Source organism: Methylobacterium sp. NMS14P, assembly GCF_028583545.1.
In the GTDB taxonomy this organism is placed as follows: Bacteria; Pseudomonadota; Alphaproteobacteria; order Rhizobiales; family Beijerinckiaceae; genus Methylobacterium.
In genome coordinates, this window is the sequence record NZ_CP087106.1 from 3,190,485 (window position 1) to 3,208,490 (window position 18,006).

The 18,006-nt window shown below is 71.5% G+C and carries 16 protein-coding genes; 7 read left to right on the forward strand and 9 right to left on the reverse strand.

Annotation, left to right across the window (positions count from 1 at the left end; translation table 11 throughout):
• Positions 1-115: 115 nt before the first annotated feature.
• Positions 116-1,039, forward strand: a complete 924-nt coding sequence (gene hemC / locus LOK46_RS15375; protein ID WP_273558470.1) for a hydroxymethylbilane synthase — start codon at positions 116-118, stop codon at positions 1,037-1,039.
• Positions 1,040-1,049: 10 nt separating this feature from the next.
• The gene (locus LOK46_RS15380; protein ID WP_273558472.1) at positions 1,050-1,922 is read left to right on the forward strand and encodes a PhzF family phenazine biosynthesis protein; all 873 of its coding nucleotides are present in this window, start codon (positions 1,050-1,052) and stop codon (positions 1,920-1,922) included.
• A 280-nt stretch (positions 1,923-2,202) separates the two neighbouring features.
• On the opposite strand, the gene LOK46_RS15385 is transcribed toward LOK46_RS15380, so the two are convergent.
• The 4 genes from LOK46_RS15385 to LOK46_RS15400 form a co-directional block, all read right to left on the reverse strand.
• Positions 2,203-2,331 carry a hypothetical protein gene (locus LOK46_RS15385; protein ID WP_273558474.1) on the reverse strand — a complete coding sequence of 43 codons (129 nt, stop codon included), beginning with the start codon at positions 2,329-2,331 and terminating at the stop codon, positions 2,203-2,205.
• A 22-nt stretch (positions 2,332-2,353) separates the two neighbouring features.
• Positions 2,354-3,424, reverse strand: coding sequence for a phytoene/squalene synthase family protein (locus LOK46_RS15390; protein ID WP_273558476.1), 1,071 nt, complete (start codon positions 3,422-3,424; stop codon positions 2,354-2,356).
• Positions 3,405-4,928 (reverse strand): phytoene desaturase, encoded by a 1,524-nt coding sequence (locus LOK46_RS15395; protein WP_273558478.1) that lies wholly within the window; start codon positions 4,926-4,928, stop codon positions 3,405-3,407. Before LOK46_RS15395 ends, LOK46_RS15390 begins: the two co-directional genes overlap by 20 nt.
• Before the next feature lie 75 nt (positions 4,929-5,003).
• The gene (locus LOK46_RS15400; RefSeq protein WP_273558480.1) at positions 5,004-6,467 is read right to left on the reverse strand and encodes a hypothetical protein; all 1,464 of its coding nucleotides are present in this window, start codon (positions 6,465-6,467) and stop codon (positions 5,004-5,006) included.
• Positions 6,468-6,787: 320 nt separating this feature from the next.
• Here LOK46_RS15400 and fcl point away from each other — a divergent pair, with 320 nt between their 5' ends.
• The 3 genes from fcl to LOK46_RS15415 all read left to right on the forward strand — a co-directional run bounded on the left by fcl (position 6,788) and on the right by LOK46_RS15415 (position 9,544).
• Positions 6,788-7,759 (forward strand): GDP-L-fucose synthase, encoded by a 972-nt coding sequence (gene fcl, locus LOK46_RS15405; protein ID WP_273564601.1) that lies wholly within the window; start codon positions 6,788-6,790, stop codon positions 7,757-7,759.
• Between the two features lie 75 nt (positions 7,760-7,834).
• Positions 7,835-8,857: an SGNH/GDSL hydrolase family protein gene (locus LOK46_RS15410; RefSeq protein ID WP_273558482.1), complete on the forward strand. Its 1,023-nt coding sequence runs from the start codon at positions 7,835-7,837 to the stop codon at positions 8,855-8,857.
• A gap of 3 nt (positions 8,858-8,860) precedes the next feature.
• The gene (locus LOK46_RS15415; RefSeq protein ID WP_273558484.1) at positions 8,861-9,544 is read left to right on the forward strand and encodes a GDSL-type esterase/lipase family protein; all 684 of its coding nucleotides are present in this window, start codon (positions 8,861-8,863) and stop codon (positions 9,542-9,544) included.
• Here the strand turns inward: LOK46_RS15415 and ilvD are convergent, their stop codons facing one another.
• The gene (gene ilvD, locus LOK46_RS15420; protein WP_273558486.1) at positions 9,545-11,374 is read right to left on the reverse strand and encodes a dihydroxy-acid dehydratase; all 1,830 of its coding nucleotides are present in this window, start codon (positions 11,372-11,374) and stop codon (positions 9,545-9,547) included. It lies immediately after the preceding gene.
• 127 nt (positions 11,375-11,501) lie between these two features.
• Here ilvD and ade point away from each other — a divergent pair, with 127 nt between their 5' ends.
• Together ade and LOK46_RS15430 are read left to right on the forward strand one after the other, a co-directional pair.
• Complete coding sequence (gene ade / locus LOK46_RS15425) at positions 11,502-13,223, forward strand: adenine deaminase (protein WP_273558488.1); 1,722 nt, start codon at positions 11,502-11,504, stop codon at positions 13,221-13,223.
• An 86-nt stretch (positions 13,224-13,309) separates the two neighbouring features.
• A complete protein-coding gene (locus tag LOK46_RS15430; RefSeq protein WP_273558490.1) occupies positions 13,310-13,735 on the forward strand; it encodes an organic hydroperoxide resistance protein in 426 nt (141 codons plus the stop codon).
• Positions 13,736-13,875: 140 nt separating this feature from the next.
• Here the strand turns inward: LOK46_RS15430 and LOK46_RS15435 are convergent, their stop codons facing one another.
• Genes LOK46_RS15435 through LOK46_RS15450 form a run of 4 tightly spaced genes read right to left on the reverse strand, consistent with a single transcriptional unit; the run spans position 13,876 to position 17,799 of the window.
• Entirely contained in the window at positions 13,876-14,709 is an 834-nt protein-coding gene (locus LOK46_RS15435) for an FAS1-like dehydratase domain-containing protein (protein ID WP_273558492.1), read from the reverse strand.
• 1 nt (position 14,710) lies between these two features.
• On the reverse strand, positions 14,711-15,859 hold the full coding sequence (locus LOK46_RS15440) for an acyl-CoA dehydrogenase family protein (RefSeq protein WP_273558494.1): 1,149 nt from the start codon (positions 15,857-15,859) through the stop codon (positions 14,711-14,713).
• A gap of 10 nt (positions 15,860-15,869) precedes the next feature.
• The gene (locus tag LOK46_RS15445; protein WP_273558496.1) at positions 15,870-16,619 is read right to left on the reverse strand and encodes an SDR family oxidoreductase; all 750 of its coding nucleotides are present in this window, start codon (positions 16,617-16,619) and stop codon (positions 15,870-15,872) included.
• Between the two features lie 34 nt (positions 16,620-16,653).
• Entirely contained in the window at positions 16,654-17,799 is a 1,146-nt protein-coding gene (locus LOK46_RS15450; protein ID WP_273558498.1) for a CaiB/BaiF CoA transferase family protein, read from the reverse strand.
• Between the last annotated feature and the right edge of the window lie 207 nt (positions 17,800-18,006).

Below are 18,006 nucleotides of genomic sequence, written 5' to 3' on the forward strand. Positions count from 1 at the left end.
GGAACCGGCTTCACGGCCGCGGGACACTGGTCCGAAACCGGTTGACGGACCGTGGCCTGCCGCCGCGCTCGGTCTATAAGACAGTGTCTCGTCCAGCGAAGTGATCCGGAACCAGATGTTGAACCGCCCCCTGCGCATCGGCACCCGCGGCTCTCCGATGGCGCTCGCGCAGACCGGGATGGTGCGCGACCGGATCGTGGCGGCCAATCCGGGCCTGGAGACCGAGTTGGTGGTCGTGACCACCGTGGCCGACAAGATCCTCGACCGACCCCTGTCCGAGATCGGCGGCAAGGGCCTGTTCACCAAGGAACTGGAGCAGGCCCTGTTCGCCGGCGAGGTCGACGTCGCCGTGCATTCCATGAAGGACGTGGAGACCTGGCTCCCCGACGGCCTCACCATCGCCTGCATCCTCGAGCGCGACGACCCGCGGGACGCGTTCCTGTCGCCGCACGCCGACGGTCTGGCGGGGCTGCCGTCGGGCGCGCGGGTCGGGACCTCGTCGCTCCGCCGCGGCGCGCAGGTGCTGATGCGGCGGCCCGATCTCCGGGTGGTGCCGCTGCGAGGCAACGCCAATACGCGGATGCGCAAGCTCGAGGCCGGCGAGTGCGACGCGACTCTCCTCGCCCTGGCGGGCCTGCAGCGCCTCGGCCTGGAGAGCATGGCGCGCAGCGTCCTGTCGGTGGACGAGATGCTTCCCGCCGTGGCGCAGGGCGCCCTCGGCATCGAGTGCCGCACGGACGACGCGGTGATCCGCGACCTCCTGGCGCCCATCGCCTGCCAGCGGACCACCACCGCGGTGTCGGCCGAGCGGGCGCTGCTCGCGGAACTCGACGGGTCCTGCCGGACCCCGATCGCCGCCCTCTCGCAGATCGACGGGGACAGCCTGCGGATCGACGGGCTGCTGTTCCTGCCCGACGGCAGTCGCCACTGGGCGGCGTCCCGGCAGGGGCCCGTCGCGGAGGCGGAGCGGATCGGCCGCGAGGCGGGCGCGGCGCTGAAGGCGGCGGCCGGCGATACCTATACTCATCACTTGCAGTGAGGCCCGGCCGATGCCGTCCGTGACCCTGGTCGACGTCTTCACCCACGCGGGCACGGGCGGCAACCCCTGCCCCGTCGTCCCCGACGCGCGGGCCCTCGACGCGGAGGCCATGCGGGACGTCGCGCGGCGCTACGGGCACGAATCGGGCTTCGCTCTGCCGGCCGAGGACCCGGCCCACGACCTGCGCCTGCGCTTCTTCGTGCCGAACCACGAGATGGAGATGTGCGCCCACGCCACCATCGGCGTCCTGTGGGTGCTGGCCCGCGAGGGACGGCTTCCGAATGCGTCGGTCCGGATCGCGACTGGCAGCGGCTCCGTGACGGGGTTCGTGAGCCCGCGCGGCGCGGATGCCTGGAGCGTCGCGATTACGCAGCCAGTCGGCCGTGTGCGGCCCCTGGCGGAACAGCACAGCGCCGATGTCCGCGCGGCGCTCGGAGTCGGGCACGACGCGCTCGCCGCGCGCCCTGTCCACAACGCCGTGACGTCGCGGGTCAAGACGCTCGTGCCGATGCGCGATGCGGCCGCGCTCAACGCCCTCGCGCCCGCGAGCGACGCCGTCGAGGCTGCCTGCACGCGGATCGGCTCGACCGGGCTCTACCCCTACGCCGTGCTCGACGGCCCGGCCAGGCTGTTCGAGGCGCGCCAGTTCCCCCGCGCCTCCGGCTATCCCGAGGATGCCGCAACGGGCATCGCCGCCGCGGCCCTGGCCTTCGGGCTGCTGCGGGACGGGCTCATCGAGCCGGACGATCGTCCGATCCGGATTCTGCAGGGGCGGGCCATGGGCCGCCTGTCCGAGATCCGGGTGCAGCTCGGCTTCGTGGGCGGTCGCCCGGTCGGGTGCCTGCTGGAGGGCGACGTCGCTCTCGACAGGTCCGCCGACTAGGAGGAGGACTGCTTGCGCCGCTCCTGGGAAGGTCGGACGTGCCGACGACAAACTCGATCATCGTCTGCCGCGCGGCCTCGGCGCCGCCGGACCTGAGCCGACACGACACCATCAACATCCAGGCGCCCTAGGATCTCGTGGAAAACCTCCCCGGCCTATCCACGGCGCGGTATCCGGCCGCCGACCGCGCGATCGCGGAGGACGAGGGCGGCCGGATCGCGGGGGAGTGGTTCGCCGAGCCGTCGCGGCTTGGAGGGGGCTGCGGTCCGTCGCCGCCGCTTCAATCCGCCCTACCATCCCGGTCGCGGCGGATGCTGCGGCGGACCGCGGTGAGCTGCCAGACCCCGATACCCAGCGCCAGGGCGAAGACGAGGCCGATATCGAAAGCGACGAACAGCCTGTCGCTCACCGAGGAGCCTCCGCCGCGCCGATCAGGACGGCGCGGAGCGGCCGAACGCCTCGCGCTCGCGCATCCGCTCGATCAGGTCGAGGACGTGCACGACCCGGCCGCTGACGTCCCACCAGGGCCGCAGAGCCGGTCGCTCGCGCATCGGCAGGACCGGCTCGGCCGCCACCGCCTCGATCAGGAACGCCGTCTCGGGGAGCGGCGCCGCGCCGAGGCCGGCCGCGCCCGAAGGCGTGCCGAGAGCGCGCGCAATCAGCGCGAGCTTCCGCCCCGTCGTGACGCGGGCGCGGTGGCGGACCGAATCGTAACCCTGCGCCGCCACGACCCGGCCGATCTCGGCATAGATCAGGGCCGCCGCCCGGATCGAGGGCCGGCAGCCCCGGGGCAGCACCGCGATCCCGGCCTGCGCGCGGGCGTAGAGGCTGTCCGCCTCGCCGAGGACACGGGCCACGACGCCGGCCAGCGCCGGACTCGGCCGCGGATCGGCGAGGAACGCGTCCGGGTCGATCCCGGCCTCCCGCATCCAGTTTAGCGGCAGGTAGAGGCGGCCCATCCGCGCGTCCTCGCCGACGTCGCGCGCGATGTTGGTGAGCTGCATCGCGGCGCCGAGATCGCAGGCGCGGGCCAGCGCGTCGCGATCGCGGGTGCCCATGATCAGGGCCATCATCGCCCCGACCGAGCCCGCCACCCGGGCGGCGTAAGCGTGGAGCGCGCCGAGATCGGCGTAGCGCCGGCCCTCGGCGTCCCACGCGAAGCCCTCGATCAGCGCGCGCGGCAGCGCCTCCGGGATCGCGTGGGCCGCGACGATCTCCGCGAAGGCGCGGTCCGCCGGGGCGTCGGCGGGGCGGCCGGCATAGGCCTGGCCGATTCGGCCCTCGAGACGCGCCACGGCGCTGCGTCGGTCGGCCGGGCTCGCGGCATCGTCGACGAGGTCGTCCGACAGCCGGCAGAAGGCGTAGAGGCCGTAGGCCGCCTCGCGCATGTCGGCCGGCAGCAATTGGCCGGCCGCGAAGAAGCTCTTCGAGCCGGCCCGGATCGCCACCCGGCAGGCGGTTCGGTCGGCCGCGGCGGCGAATTCAGGCGGTAACGCGGGCATCGGGGACCACGCTGTCGAGGATGCGGGCGGAGGAGAGCACCCCGGGGAGGCCCGCGCCCGGATGCGTGCCGGCCCCGACGAGATAGAGATTGCGGACCGCGCTCGACCGGTTGTGCGGACGGAACCAGGCCGATTGCGTCAGCACCGGCTCCAGGCCGAAGCCCGATCCCCGGTAGCTCAAGAAATCGTCCTGGAAATCCAGGGGCGTCGTCACCTTCGAGGTCACGATGGTCTCGGACAGGCCCGGCATCACGCTCGCCTCGAGCATGGCGGCGATCCGGCGCCGATACGGTTCGGCGAGGGTCTGCCAGTCCTGACCGCCGGCGAGGTTGGGAACCGGAGCCAGCACGTAGAAGGCGTCGCATCCCGGCGGGGCGAGGCTCGGATCGGTCGCGGTCGGCCGGTGCAGGTACAGGCTCGCATCCTCGGCCAGCACCTTGCGATCGAAGATGTCGGCGAGCAGGCCGCGATACCGCGGCCCGAGCAGAATCGTGTGGTGATCCACCGCCGGGTAGCGCCGCTTGGTGCCGAAGTACCAGACGAACAGCCCCATCGACGAGCGGGCCCGCTGGAACCGTCCCGGGCTCCAGCGCTGCGCCTCCGGCAGCAGGCGCGCGTGCGTCACGGCCGAATCGGCGTTGGACACCACGACGTCGGCCGCGATCGGCTCGCCGCTCGTCAGGTTGACGCCGGTGGCTGCCCCCTCCTCCACCCTGATGCGCGCGACCTCGACGCCGAGGCGCAGGCGGCCGCCCTGCGACCGGATCAGCCGCACCAGCCCGTCGACCAGCTGACCGGTTCCGCCCATCGCGAAGTGGACGCCCCAGCGCCGCTCGAGGTCGGCGATCAGGCAGTAGATGGCGCTGGCCCGGAACGGGTTGCCCCCGATCAGCAGCGGATGGAAGCTGAACACCGTCCGCAGCCGCTCGTCGCGGATGAAGCGCGCCACCACGTCGTGCACCGAGCGGTGTCCCGAGAGGCGCAGCAGGTCGGGCGCGATCTTCAGCATCGCGCCGACGCTGCCGAAGGGCACGTGACCGAGCTGCTCGAACCCGATCCGGCACACGGCGCGGCTGTGCGCCATGAAGCGCTCGTAGCCCGCGACATCGCCGGGCGCGAAGCGCGCCACCTCGTCTCGCATACGGTCCACGTCGCCGCTGTAGGCGAAGGACGTCCCGTCCGCGAAGCGGATCCGGTAGAACGGGTCCATCGGCACCAGCGTCACGTCGTCGGCGAGCCTGCGGCCGGCCAGCTGCCAGAGTTCCTCGAAGAGCTGGGGCGCGGTGACGATGGTCGGACCGGCGTCGAAGGTGAAGCCGTCCTGCCGGTGGACGCGGGCCCGACCACCGGGCTGCGCGAGGCGCTCGAGCACGGTCACGCGGTAGCCGCGGGCGCCCAGCCGGACCGCCGCGGCGAGACCGCCGAAGCCCGAGCCGACCACGACGGCGTGCGAGCGCCGATCGGTCTCTTGCGCAACCCGATGGTCGACCGCGAGTGTCAGCATTGCTTGACACTATCGCGGTCCTTTCCCCGCACGCAAGGGCGAAATCAGGCACGGCTCCGATGGCTTGCGGACCGTTCAGAACTCCCCCGCGAGGCCGGCGCGGACGCCGACGGCGTTGTCGCCGCCGTAGGCCACGCCGGCGGTCACGGCGATCGGGACGCAGCAGGTCGGCAACCGGTGCGCCACGGCGAGGCCGCCGGCCCACTCACCCCGGTAGGTCGCCCCGTTGGTGGCCCAGGTCGTCTTGCCAGGCGCCGACGGCATCGGCGCGGTCGCCATTGCGATGGCCATGGCGACGCCCTGCCGGGCCTCCTTGCGGGTCTGGATCGCGTAGCGCTGGACCGAGTCGGTCTTGGCTTCCAGGTTGTTGACCTGCGCCTGAACCGAATCGATCCGGTTGCCGAGGCCGGCGATCGTCGACGGTCCGTAGGCCGAGGCCGCGAGGTTGCCGTTCGCATCCGTGGTCACGAAGGCCGTCGCTCCGCTCTGCGCGGCGGCGCTCGCCTGCGAAGCGATACCGGCCAGCGTGTACGTGTTCGCGGAATTGCCGATCGCGACCTGGTTGGCCTGGGTCGTCTTCACGTTCGCGCCGATCGCGATCGTGTTGGCCTGGTTGGCGGCCGCCCCGTTGCCGAGCGCGACGCTGTTGTTGCCGGCCGCCGAGGCGGCCGCACCGATGGCGGTCGAGCCGGTCCCGGTCGCGCCGGCGACGAAGCCCAGGGCGGTGCTGCCGGCTCCGGACGCCGCGGAGGCCGTGCCGATCGCCGTTCCGCCGAGACCCTGGGCATTCGCCGCGTAGCCGAGGGCGACGCTGCCGGTATTGGCCGCGCTCGCGCCCGTGCCGACCGCGGTCGAGGCGGTTCCGGCCGCGCTCGAACCGTAGCCAACGGCTAGAGCGTCGCTGCCGACGGCGATCGGCGCGGCCTGGTTGCTGGTGTTGTTGGCGGCGACACCGGTGACGCTGGTGAGCTGCGAGAGCCTCAGCTCGTTGATGACCGTCTGCCCCTGGGACTGCGTCACGTTGCCGGTGATGATGTAGATGCCCTGATTGGAGCCGCCTCCGGCCCCACCACCGGTCCCGCCTCCGCCAGTCCCACCCCCGCCCGTGCCGCCGCAGGTGCCGCAGCCGCCGGTTCCCGATCCGCCCGCGGTTCCCAGTGTGAGACCGGTGCCGAGCAGCCCGTCTCCCGGACCGGTCGTGCCGACGAGGACGCCGGTCCCGAGCACGCCCCCGCCGTTGGTCCCGACGTTGAGCCCCGTCCCGAGGACGCCGGTCCCGGGATTGGTGGTGCCGACTGTGACGCCGGTGCCGAGGAGCCCGCCACCGGTCGTCCCGACATTGAGGCCCGTTCCGAGGACCCCGCTTCCGGGGCTGCTCGTGCCGATGGTCACCCCGGTGCCGAGGATGCCATTCGTGGTTGTATCGAGCGCGCCGCGGAGGAGCTGTGCCTGGGCAGGCGTCGCAAGGGCCGTGCAGAGCAGGAGCCCGGCCGCGATCGGGATCGCGCGGCCGGCGCTCGGGCGGGTGACAGCGAGCATCGCAGTCCGCGGCACAGCCGGGACGACGGTCAAGGGACGCATCTGGAACTCCATTGCTGCGCGGCCGGGGGCGCTTCCGAACCGGCCCTGCGATCCGCTGTTCGGTGAGCAGGAACGAGATGCAGCTTCTGGTAGAATGATTAACGCTAACTTTCGGTTGTATTTGGATACGTCGTTTCCCGTACAGTGACGCAGTTTGCGAGCGCTCGCGCGGGCGCCGCGGCGCGCCTCAGAAAACGCGTGTTTGCGCGGCGATATCGCGCCGCAGAGGGGCTATAGGAGCTTGGAAATCCGAGCTTTCGGCAGGGAACGGACGCGTGATGGACGGTCGAGGTCAGACCATTTTCGTGGCGGGCCATCGGGGCATGGTGGGCTCGGCGATCGTGCGTCGCCTGCGTGAACTCGGTCACGAGCGCATCCTCACGGCCGACCGCCGGACCCTCGACCTGCTGGATCAGGCCGCGGTCCGGCGCTTCTTCGCCGAGAACCGCATCGATCAGGTCTACCTCGCCGCCGCGCGCGTCGGCGGCATCCACGCCAACAACACCTACCCGGCCGAGTTCATCCACGAGAACCTGCTGATCCAGTCCAACCTGATCGACGCCGCCCATACGCACGACGTCGACCGGCTGCTGTTCCTCGGCTCGTCCTGCATCTATCCGAAGCTCGCCCCGCAGCCGATGCGCGAGGACGCCCTGCTGACCGGGCTGCTCGAGCCGACCAACGAGCCCTACGCGATCGCCAAGATCGCGGGGATCAAGATGTGCGAGAGCTACAACCGCCAGTACGGGCGCCGCTACCGCAGCGTGATGCCGACCAACCTCTACGGGCCGAACGACAACTTCCATCCCGAGAACGCCCACGTCCTGCCGGCGCTCATGCGCCGCTTCCACGAGGCGAAGCAGGAGGGTCGCGCCAAGGTCACGGTCTGGGGCACCGGCCGGGCGATGCGCGAGTTCCTGCACGTCGACGACATGGCGCGGGCCAGCGTCTACGTGATGGAGATGGACGACGCGGTCTACGCCGCGAACACCCGCCCCGACCTGTCGCACATCAACGTCGGGACCGGCGAGGATTGCACCATCCGACAGCTGGCCGAGGCGCTCGCGCGGGTGATCGGCTACGCGGGCGAGCTCGCGTTCGACGCGACCAAGCCCGACGGCACGCCGCGCAAGCTGATGGACGTGTCGCGGCTGCGGGCGATGGGCTGGCGGCCGGAGATCGACCTCGAGGACGGTCTGCGCCAGACCTACGGCTGGTTCCTGGAGAACCACGCGACGCTCCGGCGCTGAGCGGACCCTTCGTCCCGCCGCTCGGTTCACCGACCACCGCACAGCCGCCGCCATCCGCCCGGGGAGGAGACGACCATGGCCCACCGGCCGCCCGACGACAGCGCGGACGCGCGACGGCGGAAATTCCTGCAGAGCTTCCAGAACTTCGACGCGAATAGCCGCTTTCCCGCGCCCTACGCGCATTTCGCCGGCAAGCCGCTGACGGAGGCGTCCGGGCAGGGCTGGCGCTACGACGCCCTCGGCTACCGCAACGACGCGCACGCGGACGCGCGGCCGCCGTCCGAGACGCTGAGGGTCTTCGTCGTCGGCGACAGCACCCTGATCGACGGTCAGGTCTTCGCCGACACCGTGCCCGGACGCTTGGAGACCGGGCTGAAGCAGGCGCACGGGCCCGGCTGCCGCGTCTACAATTTCGGCGCGGTCTCGGCCTGCCTGAACCAGATGATAGCCTTGGTCACGACGCGGCTGATGGACCTGCAGCCCGACGTCATCCTGATCGTGGGCGGCGCGACCGACATCTTCCAGCCCTGGAGCTTCGATCCGCGGGCGGGCGTCCCCTACAATCACTTCGCGAACGAGAGCCTGTACGACTACTTCTTCGATCCGAGGAAGTCCGCCGAGGACGCGGAGGCCCTGTCGTACGACGGCCTCCAGGCGATGATCTTCAACCGCCTCGAGAACCTGCGCGCGCTGACGAACTGGCAGTCCGACATCTGGGAATGGGAGGTGGTGCGGCAGTTCGAGCTGGCGCTGAAGCGCCTCGCGCGTCTCGCGCCCGGGATCGGCGCGCCGGTGCGGTTTGTCCTGCAGCCGACGGTCGTCCGCAAAGCGACGCACGCGGGCGCTGAGGCGTCCGTCGCGTCGGGCGCGTTCCTCGCCTATCTGGACCGCCAGTACGAGCGCTTCGAGAACGTCCTCGGGCGGCTGGACACGACCGACCGGGCCTTCGCGGCGCGGGATCTGAGCCGCCTGTTCGAGGCCGACACCCGCGCCCTGTTCACCGACATCGTCCACGTGACCTCGGAGGGGCGCCAGGAGATGGCGGACCGTCTCCGGGCGGAGGTGATCGAGACGATGGGAACGGCGACGCCTGCCTGAGCCATGGCCGGACCGATCGTCTTCATCGGGGACTCGATCACGGAGCTCTGGGGCTTCCACCGGGCCGGCACCTTCGAGGCCTACGACCTCATCCCCCGCGGCGGCTCCGGCCAGACGGCGCGCTGGATCACCATGCGGTTCGCCCGCGACCTCGCGGAGACCGGCGCCGGCGGCGTGCATCTCCTGTGCGGCGTCAACGATATCGGCCGCAACGAGGGCTTCTTCGTCCCGGTCGAGGAGATCTGCCGGACCCTCACCGGCATGCTCGACGAGGCCCGTGCCATGGGCGTGAAGGCCTGGATCGGCTCGCTAACGCCGGTGGACGGGATCCCGTGGAACCCGGAGGTTCGGGACGCCCCCGCCATGGTCGCGGCGGTCAACGCGTGGCTCCGGGACCACGCCCACGAGCACGGCGCGACGTTCATCGACTATTACGCCGTGCTGGCGACGGAGACCGGCGGGCTCCGGCCCGACTACGGAACGGACGGCCTCCACCTGAGCCCGGCGGGCTACGCGGCGATCGAGCCGCTGATGCTCAGGTCCCTCGGGCGCGTCCCGGAGGCCGTCCCGCGGCCCGTCCTGCCCGCGAAGGCGACCCAATCCGTTCGCGCGCGCCTCATCGGCGCCGCGGTGGCGGCGGCGGCTCTGTTGGCCGCCATCGCCGCCCTGGTCCTCGAGCTCCGCTGATCAGACCCGCCGCACCGCGCCGTGCGCCGCGCTCGTCGTGAGCATCGCGTAGGCGCGCAGGGCCGCGCTCACCTTCCGCTTGCGCGGCTTCGCGGGCTGCCAGCCCGCGGCCTCCTGGGCGATCCGCCGCTGGTCGAGTTCCGCCGGGTCCACGTCGAGGTGGATGCGGCGGTTCGGGATGTCGATGGCGATCCGGTCGCCGTCGCGCACGAGGCCGATGAGGCCGCCCTCGGCCGCCTCGGGCGAGACGTGCCCGATGGACAGGCCCGACGACCCGCCGGAGAACCGCCCGTCCGTGACGAGGGCGCAGGCCTTCCCGAGCCCCTTCGATTTCAGGTAGCTCGTCGGGTAGAGCATCTCCTGCATGCCGGGACCGCCGCGCGGACCCTCGTAGCGGATCAGCACGACCTCGCCGGCCGTGACCTTGCCGTTGAGGATGCCGTCGACGGCCGCGTCCTGACTCTCGAACACGCGGGCAGTGCCCGTGAATGTCAGGATCGAGGCGTCGACGCCCGCGGTCTTCACGATGCAGCCTTGCTCAGCGAGGTTGCCGTACAGCACGGCGAGGCCGCCGTCCTGCGAGTAGGCGTGCGCGGCGTCGCGGATCACGCCGCCCTCCCGGTCGACATCAAGCTCGTCGAAGCGCGATTCCTGGCTGAAGGCCACCTGGGTCGGCACGCCGCCCGGGGCCGCGCGGTAGAAGGTCTGGACCGAGGCGGCCGGCGCGCCGCGCACGTCCCAGCGGGCGAGTGCGGCGCCCAGCGTCCCGGCCGAGACGTTGCCGACGCCGGTGTCGATCAGGCGGGCCCGGTCGAGTTCGCCCAGGATGCCCATGATCCCGCCGGCGCGATGCACGTCCTCCATGTGGACGTTGGCCACCGCCGGAGCGACCTTGCACAGCACCGGCACCCGCCGGGACAGCCGGTCGATGTCGGCCATGGTGAAGGGCACCTCGCCCTCGTGGGCGGCGGCCAGCAGGTGCAGCACCGTGTTGGTCGAGCCGCCCATGGCGATGTCGAGGGTCATGGCGTTCTCGAACGCCTGGAAGCTGGCGACGGCGCGCGGCAGCACGCTGGCGTCGTCCTGCTCGTAGTGGCGGCGGGCCAGATCGACGATCAGGTGGCCGGCCTCGACGAACAGGCGCTTGCGGTCGGCGTGGGTGGCCAGCACCGAGCCGTTGCCCGGAAGGGCGAGGCCGAGGGCCTCGGTGAGGCAGTTCATCGAGTTCGCCGTGAACATGCCCGAGCACGAACCGCATGTCGGGCAGGCCGAGCGCTCGATGACGGCCACGTCCTCGTCCGAGATCCGGTCGTCGGCGGCCGCGATCATCGCGTCGACCAGGTCGACCTTCCTGGCGATGCCCGGCAGCTGGACCTTTCCGGCCTCCATCGGGCCGCCCGAGACGAACACGGTCGGGATGTTGAGGCGCAGCGTCGCCATCAGCATGCCGGGAGTGATCTTGTCACAGTTCGAGATGCACACCATCGCGTCGGCGCAGTGCGCGTTGACCATGTACTCGACGGAATCGGCGATTAGCTCCCGGGACGGCAGCGAGTACAGCATCCCGTCGTGGCCCATCGCGATGCCGTCATCGACCGCGATGGTGTTGAACTCCTTGGCGACGCCGCCGGCCGCCTCGATCTCTCGGGCGACGAGCTGGCCGAGATCCTTGAGGTGGACGTGACCCGGCACGAACTGCGTGAAGGAGTTCACCACCGCGATGATCGGCTTGCCGAAATCCGAGTCCTTCATGCCGGTGGCGCGCCAGAGGCCGCGGGCGCCGGCCATGTTGCGGCCGTGGGTGGTGGTGCGTGAGCGATAGGCAGGCATCGAGAGCTTCGACCAATTCAAAGGTGAGCGGTTTCTGCGCCCGCGCCCGCGCATCCGCAAGCGTCGCCGAGGGCGTGGCACCCGTGGCATGCTTCTGGCGGATGGCAGGACGGAGGGGCGACTCGCGATGACACAGGTGGATTTCCTCCGGCGGGCCATCGTGCAGGGTCAGGGCCGGGCCGAGGCAGACCTCGTCCTGAAGGGCGGCCGCTTCCTCGACCTCGTCACCGGCGACCTCGTCGCCTCCGACATCGCGATCTGCGGCGACCGGATCGTCGGGACCTTCGGCCAGTACCGCGGCGCTCGCGAGATCGACGTGTCCGGCAAAGTCGTGGTCCCGGGCTTCATCGACACGCATTTCCACATCGAATCGTCGTTGATGCCGCCGCAGGAATACGAGCGCTGCGTCCTGCCGCACGGCGTCACGACCGGGATCTGCGACCCGCACGAGATGGCCAACGTGCTCGGCACCGACGCCTTCACGTGGTTCCTGAGATCCTCCGAGACCCTGGCGATGGACCTGCGGGTGCAGCTCTCCTCCTGCGTCCCGGCGACCGATCACCTGGAGACCTCGGGCGCCCGGATCGAGGCGCAGGATCTCGCCCCCTTCGCGGCGCACCAGAAGGTGATCGGCCTCGCCGAATTCATGAACTTCCCGGGCGTGCTGGCGGCGGATCCGGGCGTGCTGGACAAGCTCGCGGCCTTCCAGGGGCGGCACATCGACGGCCACGCGCCGCTCCTGCGCGGCCTCGGGCTCAACGGCTACATCGCGGCCGGCATCCGCACCGAGCACGAGGCGACCTCGCCCGAGGAGGCCCTCGAGAAGCTCTCCAAGGGCATGACCGTGCTGATCCGCGAGGGCTCGGTCTGCAAGGACCTGCACGCCCTCGCGCCGATCCTGACCGAGCGGACGGCGCCGTTCCTGGCCTTCTGCACCGACGACCGAAATCCCCTCGACATCGCCGAGGAGGGCCACCTCGACTTCGTCGTCCGCACCGCCATCGCCCTCGGCGTGCCGCCCCTGGCCGCCTACCGCGCGGCGTCCTGGTCGGCGGCCCGAGCCTTCGGGCTGCACGACCGGGGCCTCGTCGCGCCCGGCCAGCGCGCCGATCTCGTGGTGCTCGACGATCTCGCCGCCTGCTCGGTGTCGCGGGTGCTCAGCGCGGGTCGGCCTGTGGACACGGCGCTCTTCGACGCGCGCGCGCCGATCGAGCCGATCGGTCGCCGGAGCGTGCGGGCGCGGCGCGTGACGGCCGCGGACTTCGCCGCGCCGGGCTCCGGGCCGTCGACGCCGGTGATCGGGGTCGTGCCCGGCAAGATCATCACCCTGCGGCACGACCTCACCCTGCCCTATTCCGGCGGTGAGCGCCGGATCGACCTCGACCAGGACGTCATCAAGGTCGCCGTGGTCGAGCGCCACGGCCGCACGGCGCCAGGGGCGCGCGGCGTCGGCGTCGCGTTCGTGAAGGGATTCGGCCTGAGGCGCGGGGCCATCGCCTCGTCGGTCGGGCATGACAGCCACAACATCACGGTCGTCGGGGCGGACGATGCCGATATGGCCGTGGCGGTGAACCGGCTCGGCGCGATCGAGGGCGGCTTCGTGGTGGTCGAGGGCGGCCGCGTGCTGGCCGAGATCGCGCTGCCGGTCGCCGGCCTGATGAGCCTGATGCCGTTCGACGCGATCCGGCAATCCCTCGTAACCCTGCGCGAAGCGGCGCGAAGCCTGGACGTCGTCCTCCCCGAACCCTTCCTTCAGGTGGCCTTCCTGCCGCTGCCGGTCATTCCCCACCTGAAGATCACCGATCGGGGTCTCGTGGATGTCGACCGCTTCGCGCTGATCGACCCTTGAAATTAGATTGCGCGCAATCTAACTGGGCTGTGCGGACGCGAGTCGGCACCTACATGCCGGCGGCGATCCTCGAACCGGAGATTCCCATGCCCGTAGACGTGAAGTACCGCACCACCGCGACCGCCACCGGGGGCCGCGACGGCGCCGCTCGGACCGCGGACGGCAGCTTCGAGGTCAAGCTCGCGACGCCGAAGGAGCTCGGCGGCGCGGGTGGTCCTGGCGCCAATCCGGAGCAGCTCTTCGCGTCCGGCTACTCGGCCTGCTTCCTGGGCGCCATGAAGGCCGTCGCGCCGTCGCTGCAGCTGAAGGTTCCGGCCGACACCAGCGTGACTGCCGACGTCGGCATCGGCCCGCGCTCCGAGGGCGGCTTCGGCATCACAGCCGACCTGACGATCAGCCTACCGGGCCTCGACCGCGCCGACGCGCAGAAGCTCGTCGATGCCGCCCACCAGGTCTGCCCGTACTCCAACGCGACGCGCGGCAACGTCAACGTCGGTCTGAAGCTGGCCTGAGCCCACTTCTCGCGGGTCGCGCGTCCGCGCGGCCCGCCACCGCTCGGACGCTTGTGCGGATCGTTGCGAGGCCCCTCGGACCAGAGTGGCGCGGCTCCGATCCCGTCTCTCTCGGATGAGGACCGTGCGCCCGCCGCCCCTCACGCGTCGCCGCGAGCCCGCATGCAGACACGGCCCGCCGCGTCGAGCGTCACACCCGCGAACCCACCCCCGTTGACCCGCCCGCAGACCCGGAAGGTCTGGTTCGCCGTCATCGGCGAGATCCCGCGATACGCGAATGTCCGCGGCACGTGTCCCAGGAGCGTGGCGGCGAGGTTCAGCAGCAGCGTCGCCTGCATCGGGCCGTGGACCACGAGGTCGGCGTAGCCCTCCACCTGCGTCGCGTAGGGCTGATCGTAGTGGAAGCGGTGGCCGTTGAAGGTCATCGCCGAGTAGCGGAACAGCAGCGTCGGCGTCGCCGGTACGTCCCAGATCGCCGCGTAGGCGTCGGGATCGTCGCGCTCGGGCGCGGCCAGTGTCCCCGTCTGCGCGCCGGCGGCCTCGCGATAGACGATGTCCTGCCGCTCGCGAATCGCGACGCCCCGTCCCGTCGAGACCGCGTGGTCGATGGTGACGAAGCACAGGCTCCCGCTCCGCCCGCTCTTGAAGGCGACGTCGCGCACGGTCTCGGCGCGCGTGACCGCGTCCCCCGCGCGCAGGTCCGAGACCGTCTCGATCTCGCCCCCGGCCCACATCCGTCGGGGCAGTGGCGCGGGCGGAAGGAAACCGCCCTTGGCAGCGTGACCGTCCGGGCCGAGGGCGTCGGCCGGCGGCGTCTCGGGCGCGAGGCACCAGTGCAGCGCCGGCGGCGCGATCCCGTCCGCGACCGGCGCCAGGTGCGGCGCGAAGGTCGCGCGGAACTCGGCGAGGAGACGCGGGGTGACGAGGTCGGACGCCTCCCGCGTCCGGCCGATCCAGGCGCTGAGATCGGTCATGTCAGTACGAGCGCGGCAGGCCGAGAACGTGCTCGGACAGGTAGGCGAGGATCAGGTTCGTGGAGATCGGCGCGACCTGATAGAGGCGCGTCTCGCGGAACTTGCGCTCCACGTCGTACTCCTCGGCGAATCCGAAGCCGCCATGGGTCTGGATGCAGGCGTTGGCCGCCTCGAACGAGGCGTCGGCGGCGAGCATCTTGGCCATGTTGGCCTCGGCCCCGGGATTGGCGCCGCCCTCGTAGAGAGTCAGCGCCTCGCGGACCATCAGCTCGGCCGCGCGCATGTTGGCGTAGGCCTTGGCGATGGGGAACTGCACGCCCTGGTTGGCGCCGATCGGTCGCCCGAAGACGGACCGCTCGCCGGCATAGGCCCGGGCCCTGTCGATGAACCACTTGGCGTCGCCGACGCACTCGGCGGCGATCAGGATCCGCTCGGCGTTCATGCCGGACAGGATGTAGCGGAAGCCCCTGCCCTCCTCGCCGATGAGATTCTGCGCCGGCACGCGGAGATTGTCGAAGAACACCTCCGTGGTGGCGTGGTTCATCATTGTCCGGATCGGCCGGATCGTCAGGCCGCTGTCCTTCGCCGCGCGCATGTCGACGAGGAGGACCGACAGCCCGTCCGTGCGCTTCATGCCCTCGGATCTCGGTGTCGTGCGGGCGAGGAGCAGCATCAGGTCCGAATGCTCGGCGCGGCTGGTCCAGATCTTCTGGCCGTTGACGACGTAGTGGTCGCCCTCGAGGCGCGCCGTCGTCTTCAGGCTGCCCGTGTCAGTGCCGGAGGTCGGCTCGGTCACGCCGAAGGCCTGGAGCCGCAGGCGGCCCTCCGCGATGGCCGGCAGATACTCGGCCTTCTGCGCCGCGGAGCCGTGCCGGAGCAGCGTGCCCATCGTGTACATCTGGGCGTGGCAGGCGCCGCCGTTGCAGCCCGCCCGCTGCACCTCCTCGAGGATCGCGGCCGCGGCGGAGAGCGGCAGGCCGGAGCCGCCGTACTCCTCGGGGATCAGCACCGACAGGTAGCCGCTCTCGGTCAGCGCGTTCACGAACGCGGTCGGGTAGGCCATCTCCCGGTCGAGGGCCCGCCAGTACGGCCCCGGGAAGCCGGCGCAGAGCTTCGCGACCGCCTCGCGGATCTCGGTGTACGCTTCCATCGGAGGCACCTCAGGCCGTGCGGCCGCCGTCGACGGGCAGGTCGACGCCGGTGATGAACGCCGCCTCGTCGGAGGCGAGGAACAGGGCGGCGGCGGCGATGTCGCTGGCCTCCGACAGGCGCCCGAGCGGGATCGTGGCGATGAAGCGGTCGCGGTTCTCGGGCGTGTCGAGGACGCCCATGAAGTGCTCGAGGAGACCCGTGGCCCCCATGACCGGGCAGAGCGCGTTCACCCGGATCTTCCAGGGCGCCAGCTCCAGGGCGAGGGACTTCGAGGCGAGGCTCGCCGCCCCCTTAGAGGCGTTGTACCACGTCAGCCCCGGGCGCGGGCGCAGCGCCGCCGTCGAGCTGACGTTCAGGATCGCGCCGCCGCCCGCGTCGCGCATCAGCGGGGCGACTTCCCGGACGTAGTGAAAGATCGACTTCACGTTGACCCGGAAGACCCGGTCGAAATCCTCCTCGGTCACCTCCATCAGCGGCTTGTTGCGGTGGGTGGTGCCGGCATTGTTGACGAGAATGTTCGGCACGCCGAAGCGCTGCCGCGTCTCGGCGACGCTGGCGGCGACGTCGGCCGCCAACCGGACATCGGCGGCGATCGCGACGGCGTTGTCGCCGAGCGCCGCTGCGACGCGCCCGGCCGCCGCGCCGTCGATGTCGACGCAGGCGACCTTGGCGCCCTCCGCGGCGAAGCGCTGGGCGATCCCGGCCCCGAAGCCGCTGCCGGCCCCCGTCACGAGCGCGATCTTGCCGTCCAGTCTCATCGTCTCCTCCCGCCCATTCCGATGTGCTGTCAGATCACTGTCCTCGAGCCCGGCGCGCGAATTCCTCGCGGATCCGCGCCCCGTGCTCGTCGATCGCGGGGACCGGGCCGAGGGCGCGGACCGCGCCGTCGATCAGTACCGGCGGCGCGACGATCCGGGCCGGACCCGAAGGCGTCCGGACCTCCGCGCGGATCAGCGCGGGGTGCGCGGCGAGGTCCGCCAGCGTGTTGACGAAACCGTAGGCGGTGCCCGCCGCCTTCAGCCGGGCGGCGGCCGCGTCGCGGCCCAGCCGCACCAGCTCGGCGCCGATGCGCAGGTCGACCGCGGCGCGGTTGGCCACACGGGCGTTGTTGGACGCGAAGCCCTCGGCCCGGGCGAGCTCCGGCTCGCCGAGCACGCCGGCGCAGAAATTCCCCCACTCGCGCTCGTTCTGGATCGAGATCAGCACGAGGCTGCCGTCGGCCGTGGGGAAGGCGCCGTAGGGGCAGATCGACGGGTGCGCGAGGCCGACCCGCCGCGGGGCCTGACCCGTCCCCTCGAAGTAGAGCAGCGGCACGTTCATCCAGTCGGCGGCGCCGCTGAACAGGCTGACCTCCAGGGCGCAGCCCTGCCCGGTGATCCCGCGGGCGATCAGCGCCTCGAGGACCGCGGCGTGGGCGTCCATCCCGCAGGCGACGTCGCAGACGGAGACGCCGACGCGACCGGGTCCCGCCGGGTGGCCGGTGATCCCGGCGAGCCCGCTCTCGGCCTGGACCAGCAGGTCGTAGGCCTTCATGTCGCTGTAGGCGTTGCCGGCGCCGTAGCCGGAGATGTCGACGGTGATCAGCCGGGGATAGCGCGCGCGCAGCTCCGCCGACCCGAACCCGGCCCGGGCGGCCGCGCCGGGGGCGAGGTTCTGCACGAACACGTCGGCCTCCGCGAGGATCGCGTGCAGCAGGCGGGCATCGGCCGCATCCTTGATGTCGGCGACGAGGCTCTCCTTGCCGCGGTTGAGCCACACGAAGTAGCTCGCGAGCCCGTTGACCGCCGCGTCGTAGCCGCGGGCGAAATCCCCCTCCGGCCGCTCGATCTTGATGACCCGGGCCCCGGCATCGGCGAGCCGCGAGGTGCAGTAGGGCGCGGCGACGGCCTGCTCCAGGGCGAGCACGGTCAGCCCTCGCAGCGGCAGGTTCTGGCTCATCCGCATCCTTCGGCTTCCCGCGGTCTCAGAGGGCCGGCGCCGCATGAACTGGAACGGCGAGAAGCCCCGCCAAGCGGGCCGCAGTGACAGGGCTGCCCGGCCATGGGCTTCGGGACGTCTCTTCCGCGACGCTCAGCGTCTCTGCGAGCGGGGTGAAGCGATCCAGATGCGCCACGCTCGCCGACGTCGCGCTGCCCTGGATCGCTT